The organism is Streptomyces sp. NPDC104814 (assembly GCF_055583185.1).
Map to the genome: position 1 here is coordinate 36,813 of NZ_JBVJOL010000015.1, position 20,717 is coordinate 57,529.

The following is a 20,717-nucleotide window of genomic DNA, read 5'->3' on the forward strand; positions in this document are numbered from 1 at the left end:
AGGGCTCAGGCGCGGACGTCACGCCGTGACGCCGGCGTGGGCTCAGGCGCGGACCACGGCGGCCGCGTTGAAACCGCCCCGCCCGCGGGCCAGCACCAGCGCGGTGCGCACCGGGACGTCACGGCGCGGCGCACCGGTCACCAGATCCACGGGGCAGTCGTCCGCCGGGCGCACGGTGCCGGTGGTGGGCGGGATCACCTGGTCCCGCACCGAGAACAGGGCCGCCGCCAGATCCAGCGAGGACCCTCCGGCGGCGAGGCGGCCCGTCATGCTCTTGGGCGCGGTCACCGGCACCCCGCGCTCCCCGAACAGCTCGGTGAGCGCCTGCGCCTCGGCACGGTCGGCCGCCCGGTCCCCGGCGGCGTCGGCGAAGACCACGTCGACCTGGTCGGGGCGTACGCCGGCGTCGGCCAGGGCCAGCTCGGCGGCCGCCGCGAGCCGCGACCCTCCCCCGGCGGCCGGGGCCGGGTCGAAGGTGGAGGCGTACCCGGCGACCGTCCCGTACACCCGGGCCTCCCGGGCGCGTGCGGCCTCGGCGTCCTCCAGTACCAGCAGGGCACCCCCCTCACCGGGGACGTACCCGCTCGCGTCGGCGGAGAACGGCAGGAAGGCGCGGCCGGCGTCGTCGCTGACGCTGATGCGCCCGTCCGCGAGGTGCGCGGCCCAGCCCCACGGGCACAGCGCGGAGTCGACCGCGCCGGTGATGACGAGGGAGGAGCCCTTGCGCAGCTGGCGGCGAGCCTCCCCGACCGCGTCCAGCCCGCCTGCCTGCTCGGTCACCAGCACCCCGCTGGCGCCGCGCAGCCCGTGCCGGATGGAGATCTGGCCGGTGTTCACCGCGTAGAACCAGGCGAACGACTGGTACGCGCTGACGTGCTGGCTGCCCTTGCTCCACAGGGCCTGCAACTCGCGCTGCCCGAACTCGAAACCGCCGGCGGAACTGGCGGTGACCACACCCGCGGCGTACTCGGGCATCTCGGCCGGGTCCACCCCGGCGTCGTCCAGGGCCTCCTTGGCCGCCACCAGCGACAGCCGGGTCACCTGGTCGGTCTGCGCCAGCAGCCGGCTCGGGACGTGGTCCTCGGCGACGAAGCCGGGCACCTCGCCCGCCAGCCGTGCCGGGTACGGGGAGGCGTCGAACCGCGTCAAGGGCCGGATGCCGCTCTCCCCGCGCAGCACCGCCGCCCACCAGGCCTCGGCACCCAGCCCGTTGGGGGCGGCGACACCGATACCGGTGACCACGGCGACGCCGGTACGGGCCGGGGCGGGGGACGTACGGGTCGTCATGCGCTCACTCCCAGATGCGGGCGGGTCAGGACCATGGCGCTCTGGAAGCCACCGAAGCCGCTGCCCACGGTCAGGACCGTGTCGGTCACCTGCTCACGCGCCACCAGGGGGGTGTAGTCCAGGTCGCAGGCCGGGTCGGGTTCATGGAGGTTGGCCGTGGGCGGCACCGTGTTGTGCTCGATGGCCAGGGCGCTGGCCGCCACCTCCAGGGAGCCGATGGCGCCGAGCGAGTGCCCGATCATCGACTTGATGGAGCTGACGGGCACCTCGTGGGCGCGCTCACCCAGGCTGCGCTTGAACGCGGTCGTCTCGTGCCGGTCGTTCTGCTTGGTGCCCGAGCCGTGCGCGTTGATGTAGTCGACGTCGCCGGGGGCGAGCCGGGCCTCGTCCAGGGCGGCGGTGATGGCCTCGGCCATCTCCCGGCCGTCCGAGCGCAGCCCGGTCATGTGGTAGGCGTTGCTGCGGCTGGCGAAGCCCGCTATCTCGGCGTACACATGCGCACCGCGCCGGCGGGCGTGCTCCAGTTCCTCGACGACCAGCACGGCCGAACCCTCGCCGAGCACGAACCCGTTACGGGTGCGGTCGAAGGGCCGCGAGGCCGTCTCCGGCTCGTCGTTACGGGGGCTGGTGGCCTTGATGGCGTCGAAGCAGGCCAGGGTGATGGGCGAGATCGGTGCCTCGGTGGCGCCGGTGACCATGACGTCGGCGCTGCCCTCGCGGATCAGCTCCACCGCGTGCCCGATCGAGTCCAGGCCCGAGGTGCAGCCCGTCGAGACCAGCGACACCGGCCCCTGCGCACCGACCCGGTGGGCGACCTCGACGGCCAGCGAGCTGGGCACGAAGTAGTCGAACAGATGGCTGACGGCCCGCGTGTGGTCGACGAGCCAGTTCGCCCCGTTGTCACTGACGGCCGCGTACTCGAGGTCCAGGCCCGTGGTGCAGCCGACGGCGCTGCCCAGCGTGACGCCCGTACGCAGTGGTTCGAGCTCCCCGGCCAGCCCGCTGTCCGCCAGCGCCTCCCGCGCGCTGACCACCACGAACTGCGCGGCCCGGTCGAGCCGCGCGGCCTCGGCCGCGTCGAACCCGTGCGCCTCGGGATCGAAGTCCACCTCGGCGGCGATACGCGAGCGGAACTGGGCCGGGTCGAACAGGGTGATGCCTCGGGTCGCCGTGCGGCCTGCGGTGAGGACCGACCAGAACTCCTTGGTCCCCACCCCGCCCGGGGCGACCACTCCGATACCGGTGATCACAACCCGTCTCATCGGCTGTTCCTCACAGTTGTCCTCCAGGTGTCACGACCACCTCGGCTACCGTCCGAGCGTCGCCGATCGACCTGGAGAATGGCTCGAACACGCCTCCTACGGGACCGGTGCCGGCACACCCGGCGGCCCGTGCGCACGTGCGCCGTGGCACACCCTCACGGGGCGTGCCACGGCGTGGAAGAGCCGTGCGCAGGACTCCTACAGATCGACGACCAGTCGTTCGGTGCGCGCACGCGACACGCACGGATACATCACGTCGGTGCGGTCCCGCTCACCCGGCGACAGCACGTCGTCACGGTGATCCGGTACGCCCTCGACGACCCGCAGCTCACAACTGCCGCACAGGCCGTCCTCGCAGGACGCGGACAGTCCCGGCGCGACCGTGCGCAGCGCCTCCAGCACCGACTGGCCGGCGCCCACCGACACCACCTCGCCCGTGGCGCGCAGCTCGACCTCGACGGGCCGGTCCTCGCCGGGCGCGGACTGCCGGGCGCTGGGCGTGAACCGCTCCAGATGCAGGGTGCCCTGCGGGCAGGCGGTGCCCATCAGTTCCTCCACGGCGCCCATCAGCCGGTCCGGGCCGCAGCAGTGAACGGCCGTACCCGCGGGCAAGCCGGCCAGCAGCGCCGCCAGATCGGGCCGCCCCTCCTCGTCGCGCGGGCACACCCGCACCCGCTCGGAGCCGTACCGCTCCAGCTCAGCCACGAACGCCATGGAGGCCCGGCCGCGCCCCACGTACACCAACTGCCAGTCAGTTCCGCGCCGTTCGGCCTCCTCGATCATCGGCAGGAACGGCACCACGCCGATCCCGCCCGCCACGAACAGGTACCGCTGCGCGTCGGCCAGCGGGAAGTGGTTGCGCGGACCGCGCACGGCGATACGGTCACCGGCCTTCAGCCCGTGCACCTCCACCGAACCACCGCGGCCCGCCGGTTCCCGCAGCACCGCCACCCGGTAGCAGGAGCGGTCCTGCGGATCGCCGTACAGGGAGTACTGGCGCACCCGGCCCGACGGCAGCACCAGGTCGATGTGCGCGCCCGCCGCCCACAAAGCGACGGCCTCGCCCGAGACGGGCTCCAGCCGCAGCCCCGCCACACCGTCGGCGAGGCGTTCGACGGCGGCGACCGTCACCGGCACGTCCTGGCCCGCCCCGGCGGCCGGGGTCTTCGGGGCCCGGCCCGCCGCCACGTACCGCCGGCCGCGCGCGGTGCGCCCCCACGGCTTGTACACGGACACCACGGACAGGAAGACCAGCACCGCGAACAGCGGCGGTACGGTCCACACCAGCAGTGTGGCGTCCGAGCCGGGCCGGTAGGCGTCCTGACCGGCCTCGCCGGCCCGCCGCGCGGCAGCGAGCACCAAGGGGTGCGTGTACGCCCACGCGAACACCAGCACCACCAGCGCGAGCACCCACTTGACCAGCACCCACCAGTGGCGCAGCAGCCCCCAAGGCGTGCCGTACCCCAGCAGGACGCCGGAGACACCGCTGGTGAGTCCGACGAGCGACACCGTTGTCTCGTCGAAGACGTACATCGCGTAGTACGCGCCCTCGGCGACGCCGGGGTCCGTCGTCGTGTAGCCGATCACCGCGAGGGTCGCCATCGACAGGGACAGGCCCATCCAGCCGACCGACGACGTGATGTGCACGGCGAGGGTCAGCTTCCGTCCCCGGGCGCCGAGCCGGAACTCCTCACGCCGCGTGCGTCTCCCGTTGCGCGCACCGCGCGGCCCACGTTCCGGCGCCGGTCGCTCCTGCTGCTGTGGACGGGGCGGCGGTCGGTCCAGTGCGGGGGTGGACACGAAGGCCTCACTCTCCTGTGACTCGGTGGAGGTCATGAGCAACTGAAGGTGTCAGGTTCCGCTGGAGTCCCGCTGGAGAACGACTCGGCAGCGCCGCGGCGGGGCGCGAAGCGCTGCCCGGATGAGTGGAGTTGATGCGGGCCGTTGCCCCTGCGGTGGCGGGGCCGAGCCCGGGCACCACCCCAGCGCCGTCCCCGTCTCGGGCAGCCACTCCCCCGCCCACAGGGCGAAGCTCCGAGAACGGGCCTCGGCGGACCGCCGCGGCGGAACCGCGTCCGGCTCGCCGGGACACGGCCCGGGAAGCGGGCGAGCGCCTGACTCCGACGGCCAAGCGGCATAGGCCCGGGGCGCGCGGACGGCCCCCCGGGCGTGCGGACGGCAGCAGCCGGTATCTCGGCCGCATGCGGTACACACGGCTGGGCGCACTCAGGACCTGCCGCATTCCCGCTCGAGCCCCGCCTCAGCGACATGGACGCGTCCGAGGGCCGTGGCGTTCACTGACGGCCATGGCTCGCCTCGCGTACTCCTCCCGGCGCCCGGCACCGTTCCGGTCCCGGCTCCGGGAGATCGACGACCTTCTGCACGCCGGGCACCCGCACCGGGCCGCCGTCCGCAGTGCCGGACTCATGCGGCGCGCCGCCCGGGAAGGATGCCCCGGCTGGGAAGCGGACTTCGGGGCGCTGCGCGCGGAGGCTCTGCTGCGCCTGGGCGACCTCCCCAAGGCCGCACACCAGGCCGCCGCCACCCTGCGCACCGCCGACCCCCTCGGCCCCGCGCACCGCCTGCGGCCCGCCGCCGTCCTCGCGGAGACCCTGACCGCGCAGGGCCGCCTCGACGAGGCCGCCCGCCACCTGGCGCTGGACGCGTCGGCCACCGACCCGGCCGGCCCGCATTCCGTCCGCTGCCCGGCCCCGGTCCTGGCGCATCTCGGCGCCCAGGGCCGCCTGCACCTGGCCGCACACCGCCACGCGGAGGCTCTTGTCGTCTTCGAACGGCTGGGCCGGTCCGCCCCTCGCCAAGGCCCCGCACGGCCGTACGCCGCCGTCTGGCGCAGCGGCGCCGCCGAGGCCCTGCTGGGCCTCGGACGGCCGGAACGCGCCGCCGAACTGCTCGCCGAGCAGCTCACCGAGCCCGGCCCGCTCGGCCCCCGGGCCCACGGTGTGGCCCTGCGGCTGTACGCCGCCACACAGGGACCGGCGCGCCGGCCGGTGACCCTGTCCCGGGCGGTGTCCCTGCTGCGGGCCTCGGGCGACCGTGTCGAACTGGCCCGCGCCTACGCCGATCTCGGCGAGGCCCTGACCCTGCTCGGCGAGCCGTCTGTCGCAGCCGCCTTCCGGCATCGCGCGACGGACCTGGCCGGCCACAACGCCGGGGCCTGAGAACGTAAAGCGCCGGGACTCAGCGCGCCTGCGCGCCAGGACGGTGCACACCCGGCGCGCCAGGACCGAGCGGATCGGCGCGCCAGGACCGAGCGGATCGGCGCGCCAGGACCGTGCGCGCCAGCACCTCACGCGGCGAAGCCGATATTGGTGACGTACTCGTACTGCCCCCACTCGGAGCCGAGGTCCACCACCGCGTCGTTGATCCAGACGTCGTCCAGGGCTGTTATGTCGTCGTCGGCCCAGGCCTGGACGATGCGGTCCCAGTGACGCACGTTCAGCGTGCGGAAGGACACCGGACGCTGCCGGGGCCCCGACACCTGGGACTGGTCCAGCGGATGGAACTCCACCCTCGTGCCCCGGCCCTCACGGTTGAGACGCGCCAGCAGGTAGCGGGCCACGTTGTGCCGCCGCACCGTCCGGTACGCCGTCTCGATCCGCTCGAGGTTCTGCCTCGACGGACTGCGCCGGCCGTCGAGCCACGCCTTGAGGGTCCGGTCCGTCACCGTCAGGCCGGCCTCACGGGCCGCCTGCCGGGCATGCGGGGTGCGGGTCAGGTAGTGCAGACGCGCCAGGAGGCCGCGTCGCGCTGTGACAGGGGTGGCGACGAAGTTGGCGAGCGCATCCAGCTGGCGGGCGACTGCCTCGTGGCCCTTGATGCCGCGAGCACCGTATCTGCCGAACTCGATGTTTCTATCCGGCATCTCGACTCCTCACCCGTCCACATGTGGCAAGGCCCTCACACACGTCTGCCGCGTCGAGAATACAGGCCGCGAAAGTGTCCCTCCGGGCTCAACCGCCGACAGATGCCCCACGGCGACGGCGCACCCCGCGACCGGGCCGACTCGGACGGGCTATTACGGCGTAATAGCCCGCCGCACACCGCAGAGTTGGGACAACTGGTGTCGATTCGGACACTACGACAGCGGCGATTACGGGGTCTCAACCGCGCCGCGACACAAGGAAGTCGACCTAACTAACGTGTCAATGACGCAAACGATCACGAGCGTTAGTAAGGTATCCCCATGAGTTCTCCAGCCTCCTCCGGCGATCGCGACAAGGTCGTCTCCAAGCTGCCCAGCCAGATCCGGCAAGACCTGAAAATCAGAGCGGCCCAGCACGGCGTCGAGATCCAGGCGGCCGTGGAACAGGGCATCAGGGACTGGTGCGCGCTCGCCTCGGCCACCGAAACCGTCGACACCGCGGGCGCGGACTCCTTCTCCACCTTCCTGCCGCCCGGGCAGTGGGAGACCTTCCGTCAGGTCGCCGCCGACCGCAACGTCTCCCTCATCCAGGGACTCGCCCAGTCGGTGAAGCTGTGGCTCGACTCCAACCCCGCACCCGAGGTCGAGCGGCCCACCGTCACCCGCCGCATCATCGTCTGCAACCAGAAGGGCGGAGTCGGCAAGACCGCCATCACGGCCGGCGTCGGCGAGGCGCTCGCCGAGTCCCCGAACGCCCTGCACTCCGTCCGCGTGTCCAAGGCGCTCGCCAAGGCCCTGCGCGCGAGCGAGAACGAGGGCGAGGAGGCCGAGGACGGGCCCCTGGAGGTGGAGAACCTGCCCGGCCTGGGCATGCGGGTCCTGCTCGTGGACTTCGACCCGCAGTGCCACCTCACCAACCAACTCGGCGCCGCTCCCCTGCCCATGAACGGCGACAGCCTCACCAACCACATGGCGGGCGACCCCAAGGGCGATCTGCGCGACCTCATCGTGCCCATCGACGAGGAGACCTTCGGCGGCCGCCTCCACCTGCTGCCCGCCTGCAACGACGCCTTCCTGCTGGACGTGCGCCTGTCCGCCGTCCGGGCCCGCGAGGCCGCGCTGGAGCGGGCCCTGGCACCGCTGGAGTCCGACTACGACGTCATCATCGTCGACTGCCCGCCCAGCCTCGGCCTCAGCATGGACGCCGCCGCCTACTACGGCAGGCGCCGCGACGGCGAGAAGCCCGGGCAGTCCGGCGCCCTCATCGTGGTGCAGGCCGAGGACAGTTCCGCCGACGCCTACGAGCTGCTCACCACGCAGATCGACGACCTGCGCGACGACCTCCAGATCGACATCGGCTACCTCGGCATCGTCGTCAACCTCTACGACTCCCGCCGCGGTTACATCGCCACCTCCTCGCTCCAGGGCTGGGTCGACATAAAGGATCCGAGGGTGGTGGGGCTGATCGGCGACCTGAAGGAACAGAAGGAAGCGGTCCGTATGAAGCAGCCGCTGCTGTCCTACGCCCCCAGGTCCCAGCAGGCCATCGGAATGCGCGCACTGGCCCGGGAGATCTCATGAGCAAGGCCGACCAGCTGGGCGCCGGACGCTTCGGCGCCCGGCCCGTCAGCGCACGCCGGCAGGCCGTGGCCGCGGCGACCGGCGTGCCGACCGAGGGAGTCGCTCCGCCGAGCGAACTGCCCGTCCACCGCATCAGCCCCAACCCCGACAACCCGCGCTCGCAACTGGGCGATCTCACCGACCTCGCGGGAAGCCTGAAGACCCACGGCCAGAAGCAGGCCATCACGGTCATGAACCGCGATGCCTATCTGGCGGCCAACCCGGACCGTGCGGACGACCTCGAGCCGAACGCCACGCATGTCGTCATCGACGGCAGCAGCCGCCTCGCCGCCGCCCGCGAAGCCGGCCTCACCACCGTCAAGGTCATGGTGAGCGACGACCAGGGCAGCACGTCGGAGGAGCTTCTGGAGTCCGCCCTGGTGGCCAACATCCACCGGCAGGACCTCGAGGAACTCGACGAGGCCCGCGCTCTGCAGCGGCTGCTCGCCATCCACGGCAGCCAGACGGCCCTCGCCAAGCGGCTGCACCGCTCCCAGGGCTGGGTCTCCCAGCGGCTGGCGCTGCTCACGCTCACTCCCGAACTCCAGGCACTGATCGGTCAGGAGCCCATCGACCTGCTGCGCGCCGTCGGCAACAAGCCGGCCGACCAGCAGAAGGCGGCCCTCGAAGCGCTCAAGGCCGAACGCGCCCGCAAGGAAGCGGAGAAGGCGGCCCGCAAGGCCGCCGCCCAGACGGAACCGCCGCCCGGTCCCGGCCCGGCCGCGTACGACGACACGTCCGCGTCCGGTGCCGCCGCGGCAGCCGCCCCGACAGTGCCTGCCCCGTCACCGACGGTGCCGGTACAGGCCCCGCCGCCCCAGGCGGACACCGTCGATCCGGTGCCGGCGCCCCAGCCGCAGCCCCGAGCGGAGACCGCCTCCGCGGCCCAGCCCTCGCCCGTGCCGATGGACGAGACGGACGCGGCAGACCCGACGGACCCGACGGACGCGGCGGACCCGGTCCGGGAAGCCGCACCGCTGGAGGCGTCCGACACCGCGTCACCGCCCGTGCCGACGAAGGCGGCTCAGCCGATCGCCGAACCGCGCACGGCCGAGGCCGCTTCCGGCGTGAGTGAGTCGGCGGCCGCCAACGCCCGGCCCGCCCGGCCCCTGCCGTACGACGAGCCCGGGTACATCGCGATGCTGCTGGACCAGAAGATCCCCAGCGACGACACGTTCTTCGACCTCATCGACTTCCTGAGCGTCAAGGCGCTGCAACGCGACCCGGCCCGGCTCGGCGAACTGGCGCAACGCCTCGTCGACCAGATCGCCGCTCAGGCCGACTGACCGGTGGACCACCGTCAGCCCCGCTCCTCCACACACCGGAGCGGGGCTTCGTCGTACGCGCACAAGAGGCGTAGGAGCGGTGTACGTGTACGAACGGTGTACGTGTACGGGCGGTGTACGTGTACGGGCGGCGTACGGCCGGGGGTGGACAAGGCCGCGCTCGCGCCGTCAGCGGGACGGCGACCAGGTCTGCAGGAGCGCGGCGATCCGCCCGGCGGTGCACGCGGGGTCGCGCAGCAGGTCGCGCAGCGCGATCGCGTCCTCGCGGGTGGGTTTGACGGGGATGCCGGAGGCTTCCAGATACATGACGCCGGTCGCCGCGGCCACGGCCATGTTGGAGCGCTCCAGCCAGCGGCAGCGGCCGAGGACGTGCACCAGGGCGGCCGCGCGGGCGTAGGGGCCGTCGTAGACGGGCTGGTCGAGGAGTTCGGCCCGGTGACAGGCGACGGCAGCCACGGGGACGCCGTAGTCGTCGGGGGCCGGGTCGTCCGCGCCGGCGAGTTCGGCGACCTGAAGGATCCAGGGGACGTCGATATGGAGATCCATCAGGCCGCGTGGGGTCCCGCGGGACGCCGGCCGGCCTCTTCCGCTTCGTCGAACAGCGCCTGGTGCTCGTCGAGGAAGCGGCGCGCCGCGTCCAGCCCGCGCCGGCGCATGCCGTCGGCGTCGTCCCGGACGAGGGAGGCGATGTAGTCCCCCAGGCTCAGGCCCCGGTCCTTGGCGCGGGCCCTGGCCAGCTCCGCGATGTCGTCGTCGACGCGTGCACCCAGCTGTGTCTTGGCCATACCAGGATGGTAACAGACGTTACCAGCCTTGGGGGCCGCCGCAGGAAACCGTCACCCGTACAGCCGGTGATGCTGGTCAGGTCGCCCTCATGTCCGACGCTGCCATCGTCTGCTCGGCCCTCTCCTTCGCCTGGCCGGACGACACCCCCGTCTTCCACGACCTGTCCTTCACCGTGACCACCGGCCGCACCGGCCTGGTCGCTCCCAACGGCTCCGGCAAGAGCACCCTGCTCAAGCTGATCGCCGGCGAACTCGTGCCCGCCACCGGCTCCTTGACGGTCAACGGCACCCTCGGCCACCTTCCGCAGAGCCTCCCCCTGACCGGGGACCTCACCATCGCCGAAGTGCTCGGCGTGGCCGACGTGATCCGCGCACTGGACGCCGTGGAGTCGGGTGACGTGAGCGACGAGCACTTCGCCACCATCGGAGACGACTGGGACATCGAGGAGCGCACCCGCGCCCAGCTCGACCGCCTGGGCCTCGCAGACCTCACCCTGGACCGCAGCCTGAGCACGCTCAGCGGCGGCCAGGTCGTCTCCCTCGGCATCGCCGCCCAACTGCTCAAGCGCCCCGACATCCTGCTGCTCGACGAACCGACCAACAACCTCGACCTCAAGGCCCGGCACAAGCTCTACGACGTCCTCGAGGACTTCAACGGCTGTCTGCTGCTGGTCAGCCACGACCGCGCGCTGCTCGACCGCATGGAACGCATCGCCGAACTCGGCAGCGACGAACTACGCCTGTACGGCGGCAACTTCACCGAGTACGAAGAGGCCGTGCGCGCCGAACAGGAGGTCGCCGAGAAGAACGTCCGCAACGCGGAGCAGGAACTCAAGCGGGAGAAGCGGGAGATGCAGCAGGCCCGCGAACGCGCCGAGCGCCGCGCGAGCAACGCCGCCAAGAACCTCAAGAACGCCGGACTGCCGCGCATCTTCGCCGGCACCATGAAACGGGGTGCCCAGGAGGCCGCCGGCAGGTCCGGCACGATGCATGCCTCCCGGGTCAGCGATGCCAAGGCCCGTCTCAACGAGGCCGGGCGTGCCCTGCGCGACGAGCAGCGCCTCACGCTGGACCTGCCCGATACCCAGGTGCCCGCCGGGCGCCACCTCTTCGTCGGCGAGGGGCTGCAGGTCCACCACGCCGGCCGGGCGGTGTTCGCCGGGCAGGGCGTCGACCTGAGTATCCGCGGCCCCGAGCGCATCGCGCTCACCGGGCCGAACGGCGCGGGAAAGACGACCCTGCTGCGGCTGATCACCGGCGATCTCACCCCGGACAGCGGGGAGATCAGGCGCAACGACGGCCGGATCGCCTATCTCTCACAGCGCCTGGACCTGCTGGACGTGGACCGCACCGTGGCGGAGAACTTCGCCGCCTTCGCGCCCGAACGGCCCGAGGCGGAGCGCATGAACCTGCTCGCCCGCTTCCTCTTCCGGGGCGCCCGCGCACACCTGCCCGTCGGTGTCCTCTCCGGCGGTGAGCGGCTGCGCGCCACCCTGGCCTGCGTCCTGTGCGCCGAGCCGGCACCCCATCTGCTCCTGCTGGACGAGCCCACCAACAACCTCGACCTGGTCAGCGCGGGCCAGCTGGAGAGCGCGCTCAATTCCTACCGGGGTGCCTTCATGGTGGTCAGCCACGACGAGCGGTTCCTCGCCGGGATCGGGATCGACCGCTGGCTGCGACTGGCCGACGGCACGCTCGAGGAGACCGGGGCCCCGGCGGTGTGAGCCGCCGCATGTGACGTGGCCCGCGTCCGAGTCCCCGTGCCCGGCGCGGGCCGACCACCGATCACGTCGGCCGGATTCTCCCCGCGACCACCCGGCCCACCTGTGAGGTCCGGCGCGGCGACCCGCCTGACCAGGCACTGCTTCCGGACCGCGGACGATTCTTGCCTGCCGGGACAGTCACCTGTCAGGATGGTGACGTGAACCTCGACCATGTCTTCGTATGCGGGCACCCGGCTCTCGACTTCGCGGCGACCCTGCGAGCACGTCGCTCGGCCCGGTTCGAGATGTTCGCGACCCCGGAGCGGCTGACCGCCTGGTACCTGGAGTCCGGACTCGTGGACACGATCACGCCCGCCGACGACGAAGACGTCCGGGCGGCGACCACGGTGCGCGAGGCCGTCTACCGCCTCGTCACCGACCGCCGCCTGGGCGAGGAGTTCGACCCCGAGGCGCTCACCGTCGTCAACGGCGCCGCCCGCGAGACCCCGGTGACACCCCAGCTCACCCTGACCGGCCGGCACAGCGAGGCGACCCCCGGGCAGGCCCTCGCGACCGTCGCACGGCAGGCCATCGAACTGCTCAGCGGCCCGGACGTCCCCCTGCTCAAGGAGTGCGGCAACCCGGAGTGCACCCGGATCTACATCGACCGCTCCCACGGCATGCGACGCCAGTGGTGCGGCATGGAGTCCTGCGGCAACAAGATCAAAGCCAAGGCCTACCGCGCCCGCAAGAAGGCCACCTCCGCACGCTGACCACTCCCCTCCCCCACCTCGGCCGCACCTCCACTCGGTACGGTCTCGGCTCGAAATCCTCCGTACCTCGCCAAGGCGGCTGCACCGGAGAATCGTTCTGAGCGAAGAATCGAACTGTTCGAAAGAGCGGCGATAAGGAAGTGTCTGCCCTACGTGTCACATATAGGCGGGCATAGATCACTCGGCAGGCGCCACTGATCATTTCCAGCTGCGGCGAGGCCCGGAGGCACGGAGAGGCCGGCCTCGCCACGCAGCAACGCGGTTACCGGGACGTCAGGCTATGACGTCCCACGGATCGCCCCTCATTGACGTGAGGTACATGAGGGGCGATCCGCCGACCGCTTCAGGTGGCCCGACGGAAGGGAACCACGACCCGCTCCCCCAGCTGTCCCGGGGTCAGGCGGTAGTACTTGATGTGACCGATCTTCTCCGTCTGCTCGAGCCAACCGAGCTCGATGACCTGCTTGCGCGTGCGCGAGAAGACGGGCGGCGCCATGCCGACCAGCTTGGCCAGCTGCGCGGCCGTTTCCAGTACGGCACCGGAACGATCGGTCGGATGCAGAGCGTAGAGCATGACGACGAGGCGCTGGTTGGCGGTCATACCGGCCGTGGCCTCCAGCAGCTTGAGGTTCTGCTGCCTGTCGTCGCTGGTCACTTTGCCTCCCACCGTGCTGGCGTGTTCTCGTCGAAGCCCGGGATGTCTGGTGGATTACATGATTTCACCGCTTCACGCTGTTCCACGCCTGTGCCGTGGAACGCGATGTAGGGGCTGATCCGGTAGAGGTTGTAATTACCGATACGACCACGGACGACCAGGATGCGGTGCTTGGTCAGCTTCCTATTGATTTTCCCCACGGCATCGGTCGACATGCCCACCCGTTTGGCGATGTCCGCCCCCGTAGCCCGCAGCGGCTCCATGCCCTCCGGGGAGACACCGATCCACCAGAGCACCAGGAACTTCTGACTGGGCGTGAAGGCCGTCGACTCGGTGATGGCCTCGACCCTGGCTTTGTCGACCTGGGTGTGCTTGCCGGAGAAGGCGTATGGCGCATAGATGACCGGCTCGCCCGTGTCGGCGTCGACCAGTCTGCGTGCTGCTCCCAACAGGCCCTCCGTGCATGGGTCATTGCCGCACTGTTCGTTGAAGGCGGCACCTTGAGCCGCCTTCATGAACCTAACGTACATGAGCAGGAAGTCAATCAACTCCGCCTGTCGGCCGTGTCGCGTGCACCGGAGACATGACTCGCTCACCCTGACACTCGGGCACACGCCCGGTGAGACATGTACGTGACGTCAATCTACCGCTGCTACAGAACAGCGGTACTCAGTTCCTGTAGACGTGGTGGCAGTCGCCAGGAACTGCCTGGCAGTTCTTACAGCAGCGGTGGCAGTCCCGCAGAACCGACCACCACGATCAAGAGAACCGGGCACTCAGTTCCGCAGAGCTGCCTCCGCTGTCACAGGAACTGCCCGGCAGTTCACAGGAACTGGGCTGGTCCCCCTATTTCCGCAGGTCAGAGGCGCGCGGAAGCTGACGCTCTCTCTCCTTAAACCCACCGCCGGACCGGGGTCCCGCCTTCACCTCAGGCCCGTCCAAGGCACAGCCAAACTGACTCGGCCGGCCCCACTCCCCCACTGCTCCCGCACCACAGAAAGTCAGCCACGACGCACCGGTACACGAACGACCAGGCGCGCGTATGCCTCCATCAGCCCCCCACCGCCCCCAGCCACGTCATCCCCCTCCAGGACCCCAGCTGCGGGACAGCGGCTGACACTCCCTCAACCACGGAAACAGAAACCGCCCGCCCCCAAGGCCGCCCCATCCGGACCCCTCACCGGACCACCCCCGACGCGCGCCCAAGCAGCAGACCGCGAAACGCCCGAGGGGCGGCCCCAAGCCGGCCCTCCCCCTCCCCCACCTATTACGCCGTAATAGCTCGCCGCCGAGTGCCGACGCTCGCCCAGACCACATAGCCCCACTGCCTCATCTGGACAACCTGGCCCGCCGTCCCTGACCGCACCCGGCCGAAGCACTGCCCGTTCAGGACTCGATGGGCAGCAGCTGGACCAGACCGACCCAGTTCTCCTCACCCACCTTGCTGTTGGTGGCGCGGACCCTCCAACGGCCAGCCGACAAGGGGATCAATGCCTGGGCAGGCACCCCACCGCCGGGATACCCCACCCCGAGTTCGTAGCCCGCTTCAGCGGAGTCCATGAGCACGGCCGGACCATCCAACACCCAGGTGCCGCACGCCTCCCACACTGTGGCCACGTCGGCGAGAAGAGCATCTGCCGCAGCCCTCAGTCCGTCCTCGGACTCGGCGGCAAGCCACCGCAGGAACGCTCGGTGCTCGGGCAGATAGCAACTGGTGGCCGGTTCATCCGCCAGCACCAGTGCCTGCGCACCGTTCTCGCCCACGGTGATCACACCGGCCAGATCGTCCACCGCACAGGCCCGGTCGTAGTCGTCCGGAGCGGGGGCGTCTCCCCCCGTATCCCCGCTCTCAGCACAGCCACTCCAAGCAGCCAGGGCGGAGACGGGAACGACGATCAAAGGGCCGCCCACGGACTCCACCCAGGCAGGGAGGCCTGGTGACGCACCGACTGCGATGCACGAGGGGGCGCTCATGCACTGGGTGTGCCCTCGTCCAATGACAACGCCCGCGACTACTGCCGCTCAGTACAGAGAACGGCTCAGCCAGCTCTGGCGGAAGCAAGCGCTCTGCAAGGCACCTGGAGCTATTACGCCGTAATAGCTCCAGCCGCCGAGACGGCCTCCCTCAGCGCTGGCTGAGCACGCTCGAAAGAAATGCGTTGGGCGGTCTCGACGCCGGTCGGTACCGTGCGACACGGGACCAGGGGAGGAGGAGCCGGGTGCGCCCCGTACTGCTGATAGATGTCGACGGACCGCTGAACCCGTACGCCGCGAAGCCGTATCGCCGGCCCGAGGGCTACGAGACGCACCGCATTCTGACCCCTCGCTGGGAGGCCGCCGAGCGGCGTCGGTTGACTGAGTGGGGACTGCCTAACAAACCAGTCAAGCCTCTGCGGGTATGGCTCAACCCGAATCACGGCCCAGCCCTGGAGGCGCTTCCCTTCGACCTCATGTGGGCGACGACGTGGGAGGAGGAAGCCAATACCTTCATCGCACCAGTCCTGGGATTGCCCGAGTTGCCCTTCATCCCCTGGCCCTCGCCTCGGCCGGAGCCCGGGAGCGGCGTGTTCTGGAAGACGCCAGAGACCGTCGCGTGGGCGCAAGGCCGTGCGTTCGCCTGGGTCGATGACGAAGTCACAGAGGCGGACCGCACCTGAGTGAAGGACCACCACAACGGCCTCGCCCTCCTACACCGCGTCGGCCCACGACGCGGCCTGACCACGGACGACTTCACCACGCTGACAGCATGGGCCAACAGCCTCGACTGACTACCCACCTCGCCGACAAACGGCTCCGGCAAGGCTCGACTCCTGCAAGACCATGCAAGACCGGCGAGCTATTACGCCGTAATAGCTCGAGACACCGAGGCCGACCAGCACACACAGCGCCCCGGGGCCGGGGAGTACCTCAGCAGCCGGCCTCGCACCGCTGACCTGCTAACGCAGGCTGGCGGCCTCACCGGCGCGGACGGCGGGCTGCGATGATCCATAAGGCACTCCGGTGATCCCACCCTGCCGCTGGCCTGTTGCTCAGCGCGATCCATCGCAACGAGGTAACACCATGACCGACTACCTAGCTGCCACCATGGCAATGCTCGGACCGGCCCAGAGCCGCTATGCAGAGCCGTCGGCATGGGACCGCCTCCACGCCGATCTCGGCATACGGCTGCCGCCCGACTACCGGGTGATCGTCGACGCCTACGCCCCGATCCAACTCAACGGACATCTCTACTTGTCGCATCCCGCGACCGAGCGGTGGAACCTGGCCCAGTGGATGCGGGACACCGCTCAGGCTTGGTCAGAGGTGCCCTGGGACGAGCTCGACCTGGACGACGACGAGGATCCCCGCCAGCTCTCCGGTCTTGAGGAACTTACCCGCAACGGCCTGTGGCCGATCGCGTGCACCGACAGGGGAGAGACGGTTTTCCTCGACGCAGCCGCCGACAACACCAGGCTCGTGGTCAGCTATCACGAAACCTGGGCAGAGCACCGCATGAACTTCGCCGAATGGCTCTACCGCTACCTGATCGGCGAAGACATGACCGGCCCCAACAGCTCCGCCTTCTATCCAGGGCCTGTAAAGCTGCGCCACCTACCGATGTCCGCGAACGAACGCCCCGAGTCCTGGTACGGCCCAGACCGCGGCATGTGAAACGCCAGCACTCACCGGCGGGGGACAGGCTCCCACATCGGGGGTCCTCTGAGACATGAGACCCCCGCCCTGGGCTATTACGGCGTAATAGCCCAGCGCCCTGAGGACTCTGCCGCCAAGCGTTTTCACGCCGGGCGGGGAACTGGGGTAGCAGTTGGCGGGCGGACCGGAGCACCGAAGTCCTCACCAGGCTCCAGTCCCTAGGCGAGGCGAAGGGTGCACCCGGCAAGGGAGGGGAGGGGCTTGGAGTCCCAAGCCGAGAGACCTGTGCCCCAGGGACCAAGCAGTTCGGTCCCTGACCCCAAGAGCTGATGTGCAGGCGCCGGCCCGCACCAAGCCCCCCGGCAACGAGGGACTCAACGTCCGGCAGGGCCTGACTACAGGGGCCGAGGGACTACGGCTCTTTCCGTCCCTGGCCTTCAGTCCCTGGCATTTTCGCAGGTCAGAGGCCTGTGACACGTACTGAGAGGGACTGTAGGGACTCAACTCCGCAATTATGACGTAGAGAAGACATGTATTCGTACACGCGCGCGCATACAACACAACTCTCTACTACAGCTCATAATTGCCAAGTTAAGTCCCTCCAGTCCCTGGCTGATCTCAGGAAAACGCTCTGACCTGCACAGATATCCGCCAACCCCGCAGGGACTGCCCGATTTTCCAGCCCCTGCGCTTCGGTCCCTGGCCCCTTTGGTCCCTCGAGCCCCGGTCCCTTGCAGCCCTGAGCCCCCGCCCCAAGCCGGTCCCGCGCCGATCCACCGTCAGTCCCTCCCCGCTGCTCTCCCCTCCACCCGCCCCGCCCCTCCCCAGGGACCCAAGGGACCCACGGAGCTGATAGAACGGCACGCGGGTCGGAGAGACACTCCCTTTTCGATGAGCGGGCCTTAGACTCCTTTCGCATCAGAGTCCCTTCGGTCCCTGGCCGGGCCAACCTCCGTGCCAGGTGTGTGAAGTGATCGGGCAGACGAGAAGTGACGAGGACGATCCCTGTGCCGCGCCAAGACGACAGCCGCCGCCGTGCCGCCGGAGTGGCGCCCGGGTCGCCGCGCGCCGTCGCCCGCTGGTGTGCCGCGCAGGGCTGGCCGGTCCACCCCCTCACTCCCGGGCGGAAGACTCCTGTCGCGAACTGCCCCGCGTGCGCAGGACGCAGACACGAGCCCGCGTCCTGCCCCTGCCTGCCCGCAGGACGCCCCTGTCACGGCTTCCACGCCGCTACGACGGACCCCGACCGCGTCGAGCGCTGGTGGGCAGAGACTCCGGCCGCGGGAGTCGGAGTCGCCTGCGGTCCTGCCGACCTCGTCGTCATCGACATCGACGCCCACGAGGCCCCCGTGCCGGACAGAGGACGCCTCCTGCCCGGTGTCGACATCCCCGCGCAGGTCCAGCTGGCCGGCCTCGCCTCAGGTTTCGACACGCTTGCGCTGCTGGCCGCCTACCGGCGTGAGACCTCTCCCGCCGAGGACGAGACCACGTTGCGCGTGCGCACCCCCTCGGGCGGCCTGCACGTCTGGTACTGCAATCCGAACCCCTCGACGCGCTACAGGTGTTCCACCGGGTCGGCCCGGCACACGGCCCTGGCCTGGCAGGTCGACGTACGCGCCGACGGCGGCTACATCGTGGCCCCCGGCACCCGTACCCCCCAGGGCGTCTACCGTGCGGAGGGAACAGCTCGTCGCCCCGCCCCCCTGCCGGAATGGCTCCGCCGCGAGCTCCGCCGTACGGGACACGTGCTCGAGCCCCGGCCCACCGCAGCCCCTGTCTCGACAGCTCCCGTCCCAACCCACCCTCACCCCACCGACACCGGCATAGAGACCGGCATCGATACCGACGGCACCCGCACCGCGCCCACCCCCGCCCTCATCCCCACCACTCGCCGACAGCGTCGTACCGCCTCCGCCGAGCTGCTCATCGAGCCTCTGATCGCTGTCGTCGCCGAATGCGCGGCCGCTCCGGAAGGGACTGGTTTCACCGAGAAGTTGAACCGAGCCGCCTATACCGCCGGCGGCCTTGTCGGGGCGGGGCATCTGGACCACGCCGCCATTCGTGACCGCCTTGTCCGTGTCGCCGGCTACGCCCGGCCGTGGCAGCAGACCCGGAATGAAAAGATCGTCGACGACGCCCTTGCCGTAGGGTCCGTTCGCCCTCTCCACCTCAAAGGACGTCCATGAGCAGCAGTGCCGAAGGCACACCGCGTTTCGACCCGCAGGCCGCCGCTCAGCAGATGCTCGACCTGGAGTCGGCGGGTGTGGTCGCCGGGCCCGCACGCCTGCCTGCCCAGGGCTCCGTGCACGAGACCGTCCCGTCGTTCGCGCAAGCCCCTTCTCCCTCGCCCCTGTTGCTGCCTCCGTCCCTCTCGGACCGGGGCAACGCCCGCCTGTTCGTGCAGATGCACCGCGACCAGTTCCGGCATGTCGAAGGGCTGGGCTGGTTCGCCTGGGACGGCTACCGCTGGAAGCGCGGGGGAGGCGAGAAGGCCGCTCTGTGGGCGGCGGGGGAGATGGCGGAGGACATGGCCGCCAGTGACCCGCGCGGGGTGTTCAGCGACCGCGAACTCGCCCATCACAAGCGGCGGACGCTGTCCACCACCGGCCTGAAGGCCCTGCTGACCCAGGCGAAGGCGTCACCGGACATCTCGGTGGACCCCGACCGACTGGACGGCGATCCCTACGCGTTGTGCACTCCCGTCGGCGTGGTCGACCTGCACAGCGGTCATCTGCGCAAGCCGGACCCCACGCGTGACTTCCACTCCCGTGCCACCAGCGTCGCCCCGCAGACGATGGAGACCCCGCGCTGGCACCGGTTCCTCGCCGACACCTTCGGGGACGACGACGAGGGCCGGGAGATGATCGCCTTCCTGCACCTGCTGCTCGGTTACTCGATCACCGGCGACGTGGGCGCACAGGTGCTGCCCTTCCTCCACGGTGAGGGCAAGAACGGCAAGTCCGTACTGCTCGACATCATGATCCAGATCCTTGGGGACTACGCCGACGCCGCTCCGCCCGGCTTCCTGATGGACCGTGGCGCCTTCTCGGAGCACTCCACCGAGCTCACCGAACTGCACGGGCGCCGCCTGATCGTGTGCAGCGAGCTGAAGCCCAACGACAAGTTCGACGAGGCCCGTGTCCGGCTCCTGACGGGCGGTGACAAGATCAAGGCCCGCCGTATGCGGCAGGACTACTTCTCCTTCACCCCCACGCACCACCTGTGGCTGCTGGGCAACCACCGACCGGAGGTCTCCACGGGCGGCTTCGCGTTCTGGCGGCGCATCCGCCTGCTGCCCTTCACCCGGACCGTCCCGGCGCACCGCAGGATCGACAACCTCGCCTTCGAGCTGGTCCGCGACGAGGGGCCGGGCATCCTGCAGTGGCTCATCGAGGGTGCGCAGCGCTATCTGCGCACCAGGGACCCCCTGGAGGGCCCGGACAGGGTGCGTATCGCCACGACGGCGTACGCCACCACCGAGGACCACATCGGGCGATTCCTCGCCGAATGCTGCACGCGTGACGGGGATGCGGGGAAGGATCTGCGGGTGGAGCAGGGGCTGCTCTACGCGGAGTACAGCTCGTGGTGCAACGCCGGGGAAGGGATCCGGCCGGCGACGCCCCGGGCCTTCGCCAACCGTGTCCGCCAGGAGGTCGGCGTGGCCTCCCCGAACGACATGATCAAGTCGAACGGCCGCAAGTACTACCCCGGCATCGCCCTGCTGGAGCACCCGTGACCGCCTCCCCGGGCCTGCGTCCTCCGTCACGCGGCCTACACCGTCGTCGCGGCGCGCTCTACGATGGTGGGCGGGCCTCCGGTTGCGGTGGCCC

At 70.4% G+C, this 20,717-nt stretch carries 17 protein-coding genes and 1 pseudogene; 9 read left to right on the forward strand and 9 right to left on the reverse strand.

Annotation, left to right across the window (positions count from 1 at the left end; translation table 11 throughout):
- Positions 1 to 42 precede the first annotated feature (42 nt).
- From ACZ64A_RS34120 to ACZ64A_RS34130, 3 genes are all read right to left on the reverse strand, one after another.
- On the reverse strand, positions 43 to 1,287 hold the full coding sequence (locus ACZ64A_RS34120; RefSeq protein ID WP_469815820.1) for a ketosynthase chain-length factor: 1,245 nt from the start codon (positions 1,285 to 1,287) through the stop codon (positions 43 to 45).
- Positions 1,284 to 2,549, reverse strand: a complete 1,266-nt coding sequence (locus ACZ64A_RS34125; RefSeq protein ID WP_469815821.1) for a beta-ketoacyl-[acyl-carrier-protein] synthase family protein — start codon at positions 2,547 to 2,549, stop codon at positions 1,284 to 1,286. The genes ACZ64A_RS34120 and ACZ64A_RS34125 overlap by 4 nt, the downstream gene beginning before the upstream one ends.
- Positions 2,550 to 2,747: 198 nt before the next feature.
- Positions 2,748 to 4,196 (reverse strand): PDR/VanB family oxidoreductase, encoded by a 1,449-nt coding sequence (locus ACZ64A_RS34130; RefSeq protein WP_469815822.1) that lies wholly within the window; start codon positions 4,194 to 4,196, stop codon positions 2,748 to 2,750.
- 659 nt (positions 4,197 to 4,855) lie between these two features.
- On the opposite strand from ACZ64A_RS34130, the gene ACZ64A_RS34135 reads away from it, so the two are divergent.
- Positions 4,856 to 5,728, forward strand: a complete 873-nt coding sequence (locus tag ACZ64A_RS34135) for a hypothetical protein (protein ID WP_469815823.1) — start codon at positions 4,856 to 4,858, stop codon at positions 5,726 to 5,728.
- A gap of 128 nt (positions 5,729 to 5,856) precedes the next feature.
- On the opposite strand, the gene ACZ64A_RS34140 is transcribed toward ACZ64A_RS34135, so the two are convergent.
- On the reverse strand, positions 5,857 to 6,432 hold the full coding sequence (locus ACZ64A_RS34140) for a transcriptional regulator (protein WP_469815824.1): 576 nt from the start codon (positions 6,430 to 6,432) through the stop codon (positions 5,857 to 5,859).
- A 321-nt stretch (positions 6,433 to 6,753) separates the two neighbouring features.
- On the opposite strand from ACZ64A_RS34140, the gene ACZ64A_RS34145 reads away from it, so the two are divergent.
- Positions 6,754 to 8,013, forward strand: a complete 1,260-nt coding sequence (locus tag ACZ64A_RS34145; protein ID WP_469815825.1) for a ParA family protein — start codon at positions 6,754 to 6,756, stop codon at positions 8,011 to 8,013.
- Positions 8,010 to 9,338 carry a ParB/RepB/Spo0J family partition protein gene (locus tag ACZ64A_RS34150; protein ID WP_469815826.1) on the forward strand — a complete coding sequence of 443 codons (1,329 nt, stop codon included), beginning with the start codon at positions 8,010 to 8,012 and terminating at the stop codon, positions 9,336 to 9,338. The genes ACZ64A_RS34145 and ACZ64A_RS34150 overlap by 4 nt, the downstream gene beginning before the upstream one ends.
- Before the next feature lie 168 nt (positions 9,339 to 9,506).
- Here ACZ64A_RS34150 and ACZ64A_RS34155 read toward each other — a convergent pair whose 3' ends face one another.
- Positions 9,507 to 9,884, reverse strand: a complete 378-nt coding sequence (locus ACZ64A_RS34155) for a fic family toxin-antitoxin system, toxin component (RefSeq protein WP_469815827.1) — start codon at positions 9,882 to 9,884, stop codon at positions 9,507 to 9,509.
- Positions 9,884 to 10,123 (reverse strand): hypothetical protein, encoded by a 240-nt coding sequence (locus ACZ64A_RS34160; protein WP_469815828.1) that lies wholly within the window; start codon positions 10,121 to 10,123, stop codon positions 9,884 to 9,886. Before ACZ64A_RS34160 ends, ACZ64A_RS34155 begins: the two co-directional genes overlap by 1 nt.
- Positions 10,124 to 10,212: 89 nt before the next feature.
- Here ACZ64A_RS34160 and abc-f point away from each other — a divergent pair, with 89 nt between their 5' ends.
- Positions 10,213 to 11,847 carry a ribosomal protection-like ABC-F family protein gene (gene abc-f / locus ACZ64A_RS34165; RefSeq protein WP_469815829.1) on the forward strand — a complete coding sequence of 545 codons (1,635 nt, stop codon included), beginning with the start codon at positions 10,213 to 10,215 and terminating at the stop codon, positions 11,845 to 11,847.
- 197 nt (positions 11,848 to 12,044) lie between these two features.
- Positions 12,045 to 12,599: a CGNR zinc finger domain-containing protein gene (locus ACZ64A_RS34170; RefSeq protein ID WP_469815830.1), complete on the forward strand. Its 555-nt coding sequence runs from the start codon at positions 12,045 to 12,047 to the stop codon at positions 12,597 to 12,599.
- 343 nt (positions 12,600 to 12,942) lie between these two features.
- Here ACZ64A_RS34170 and ACZ64A_RS34175 read toward each other — a convergent pair whose 3' ends face one another.
- The 3 genes from ACZ64A_RS34175 to ACZ64A_RS34185 all read right to left on the reverse strand — a co-directional run bounded on the left by ACZ64A_RS34175 (position 12,943) and on the right by ACZ64A_RS34185 (position 15,228).
- Positions 12,943 to 13,254 carry a cyclic nucleotide-binding domain-containing protein gene (locus ACZ64A_RS34175; protein WP_361621145.1) on the reverse strand — a complete coding sequence of 104 codons (312 nt, stop codon included), beginning with the start codon at positions 13,252 to 13,254 and terminating at the stop codon, positions 12,943 to 12,945.
- On the reverse strand, positions 13,251 to 13,703 hold the full coding sequence (locus tag ACZ64A_RS34180) for a MarR family transcriptional regulator (protein WP_469815918.1): 453 nt from the start codon (positions 13,701 to 13,703) through the stop codon (positions 13,251 to 13,253). Before ACZ64A_RS34180 ends, ACZ64A_RS34175 begins: the two co-directional genes overlap by 4 nt.
- A 937-nt stretch (positions 13,704 to 14,640) precedes the next feature.
- Complete coding sequence (locus ACZ64A_RS34185) at positions 14,641 to 15,228, reverse strand: Imm21 family immunity protein (RefSeq protein WP_469815831.1); 588 nt, start codon at positions 15,226 to 15,228, stop codon at positions 14,641 to 14,643.
- Between the two features lie 245 nt (positions 15,229 to 15,473).
- Here ACZ64A_RS34185 and ACZ64A_RS34190 point away from each other — a divergent pair.
- The 4 genes and pseudogenes from ACZ64A_RS34190 (at position 15,474) to ACZ64A_RS34205 (ending at position 20,623) form a co-directional block, all read left to right on the forward strand.
- Positions 15,474 to 16,022, forward strand: a pseudogene (locus tag ACZ64A_RS34190) (hypothetical protein).
- A 292-nt stretch (positions 16,023 to 16,314) separates the two neighbouring features.
- Positions 16,315 to 16,905 (forward strand): SMI1/KNR4 family protein, encoded by a 591-nt coding sequence (locus ACZ64A_RS34195; protein ID WP_469815832.1) that lies wholly within the window; start codon positions 16,315 to 16,317, stop codon positions 16,903 to 16,905.
- Between the two features lie 1,028 nt (positions 16,906 to 17,933).
- Positions 17,934 to 19,073: a bifunctional DNA primase/polymerase gene (locus ACZ64A_RS34200; RefSeq protein ID WP_469815919.1), complete on the forward strand. Its 1,140-nt coding sequence runs from the start codon at positions 17,934 to 17,936 to the stop codon at positions 19,071 to 19,073.
- Positions 19,070 to 20,623 (forward strand): DNA primase family protein, encoded by a 1,554-nt coding sequence (locus tag ACZ64A_RS34205; RefSeq protein ID WP_469815833.1) that lies wholly within the window; start codon positions 19,070 to 19,072, stop codon positions 20,621 to 20,623. The genes ACZ64A_RS34200 and ACZ64A_RS34205 overlap by 4 nt, the downstream gene beginning before the upstream one ends.
- The last annotated feature ends 94 nt before the right edge of the window (positions 20,624 to 20,717 follow it).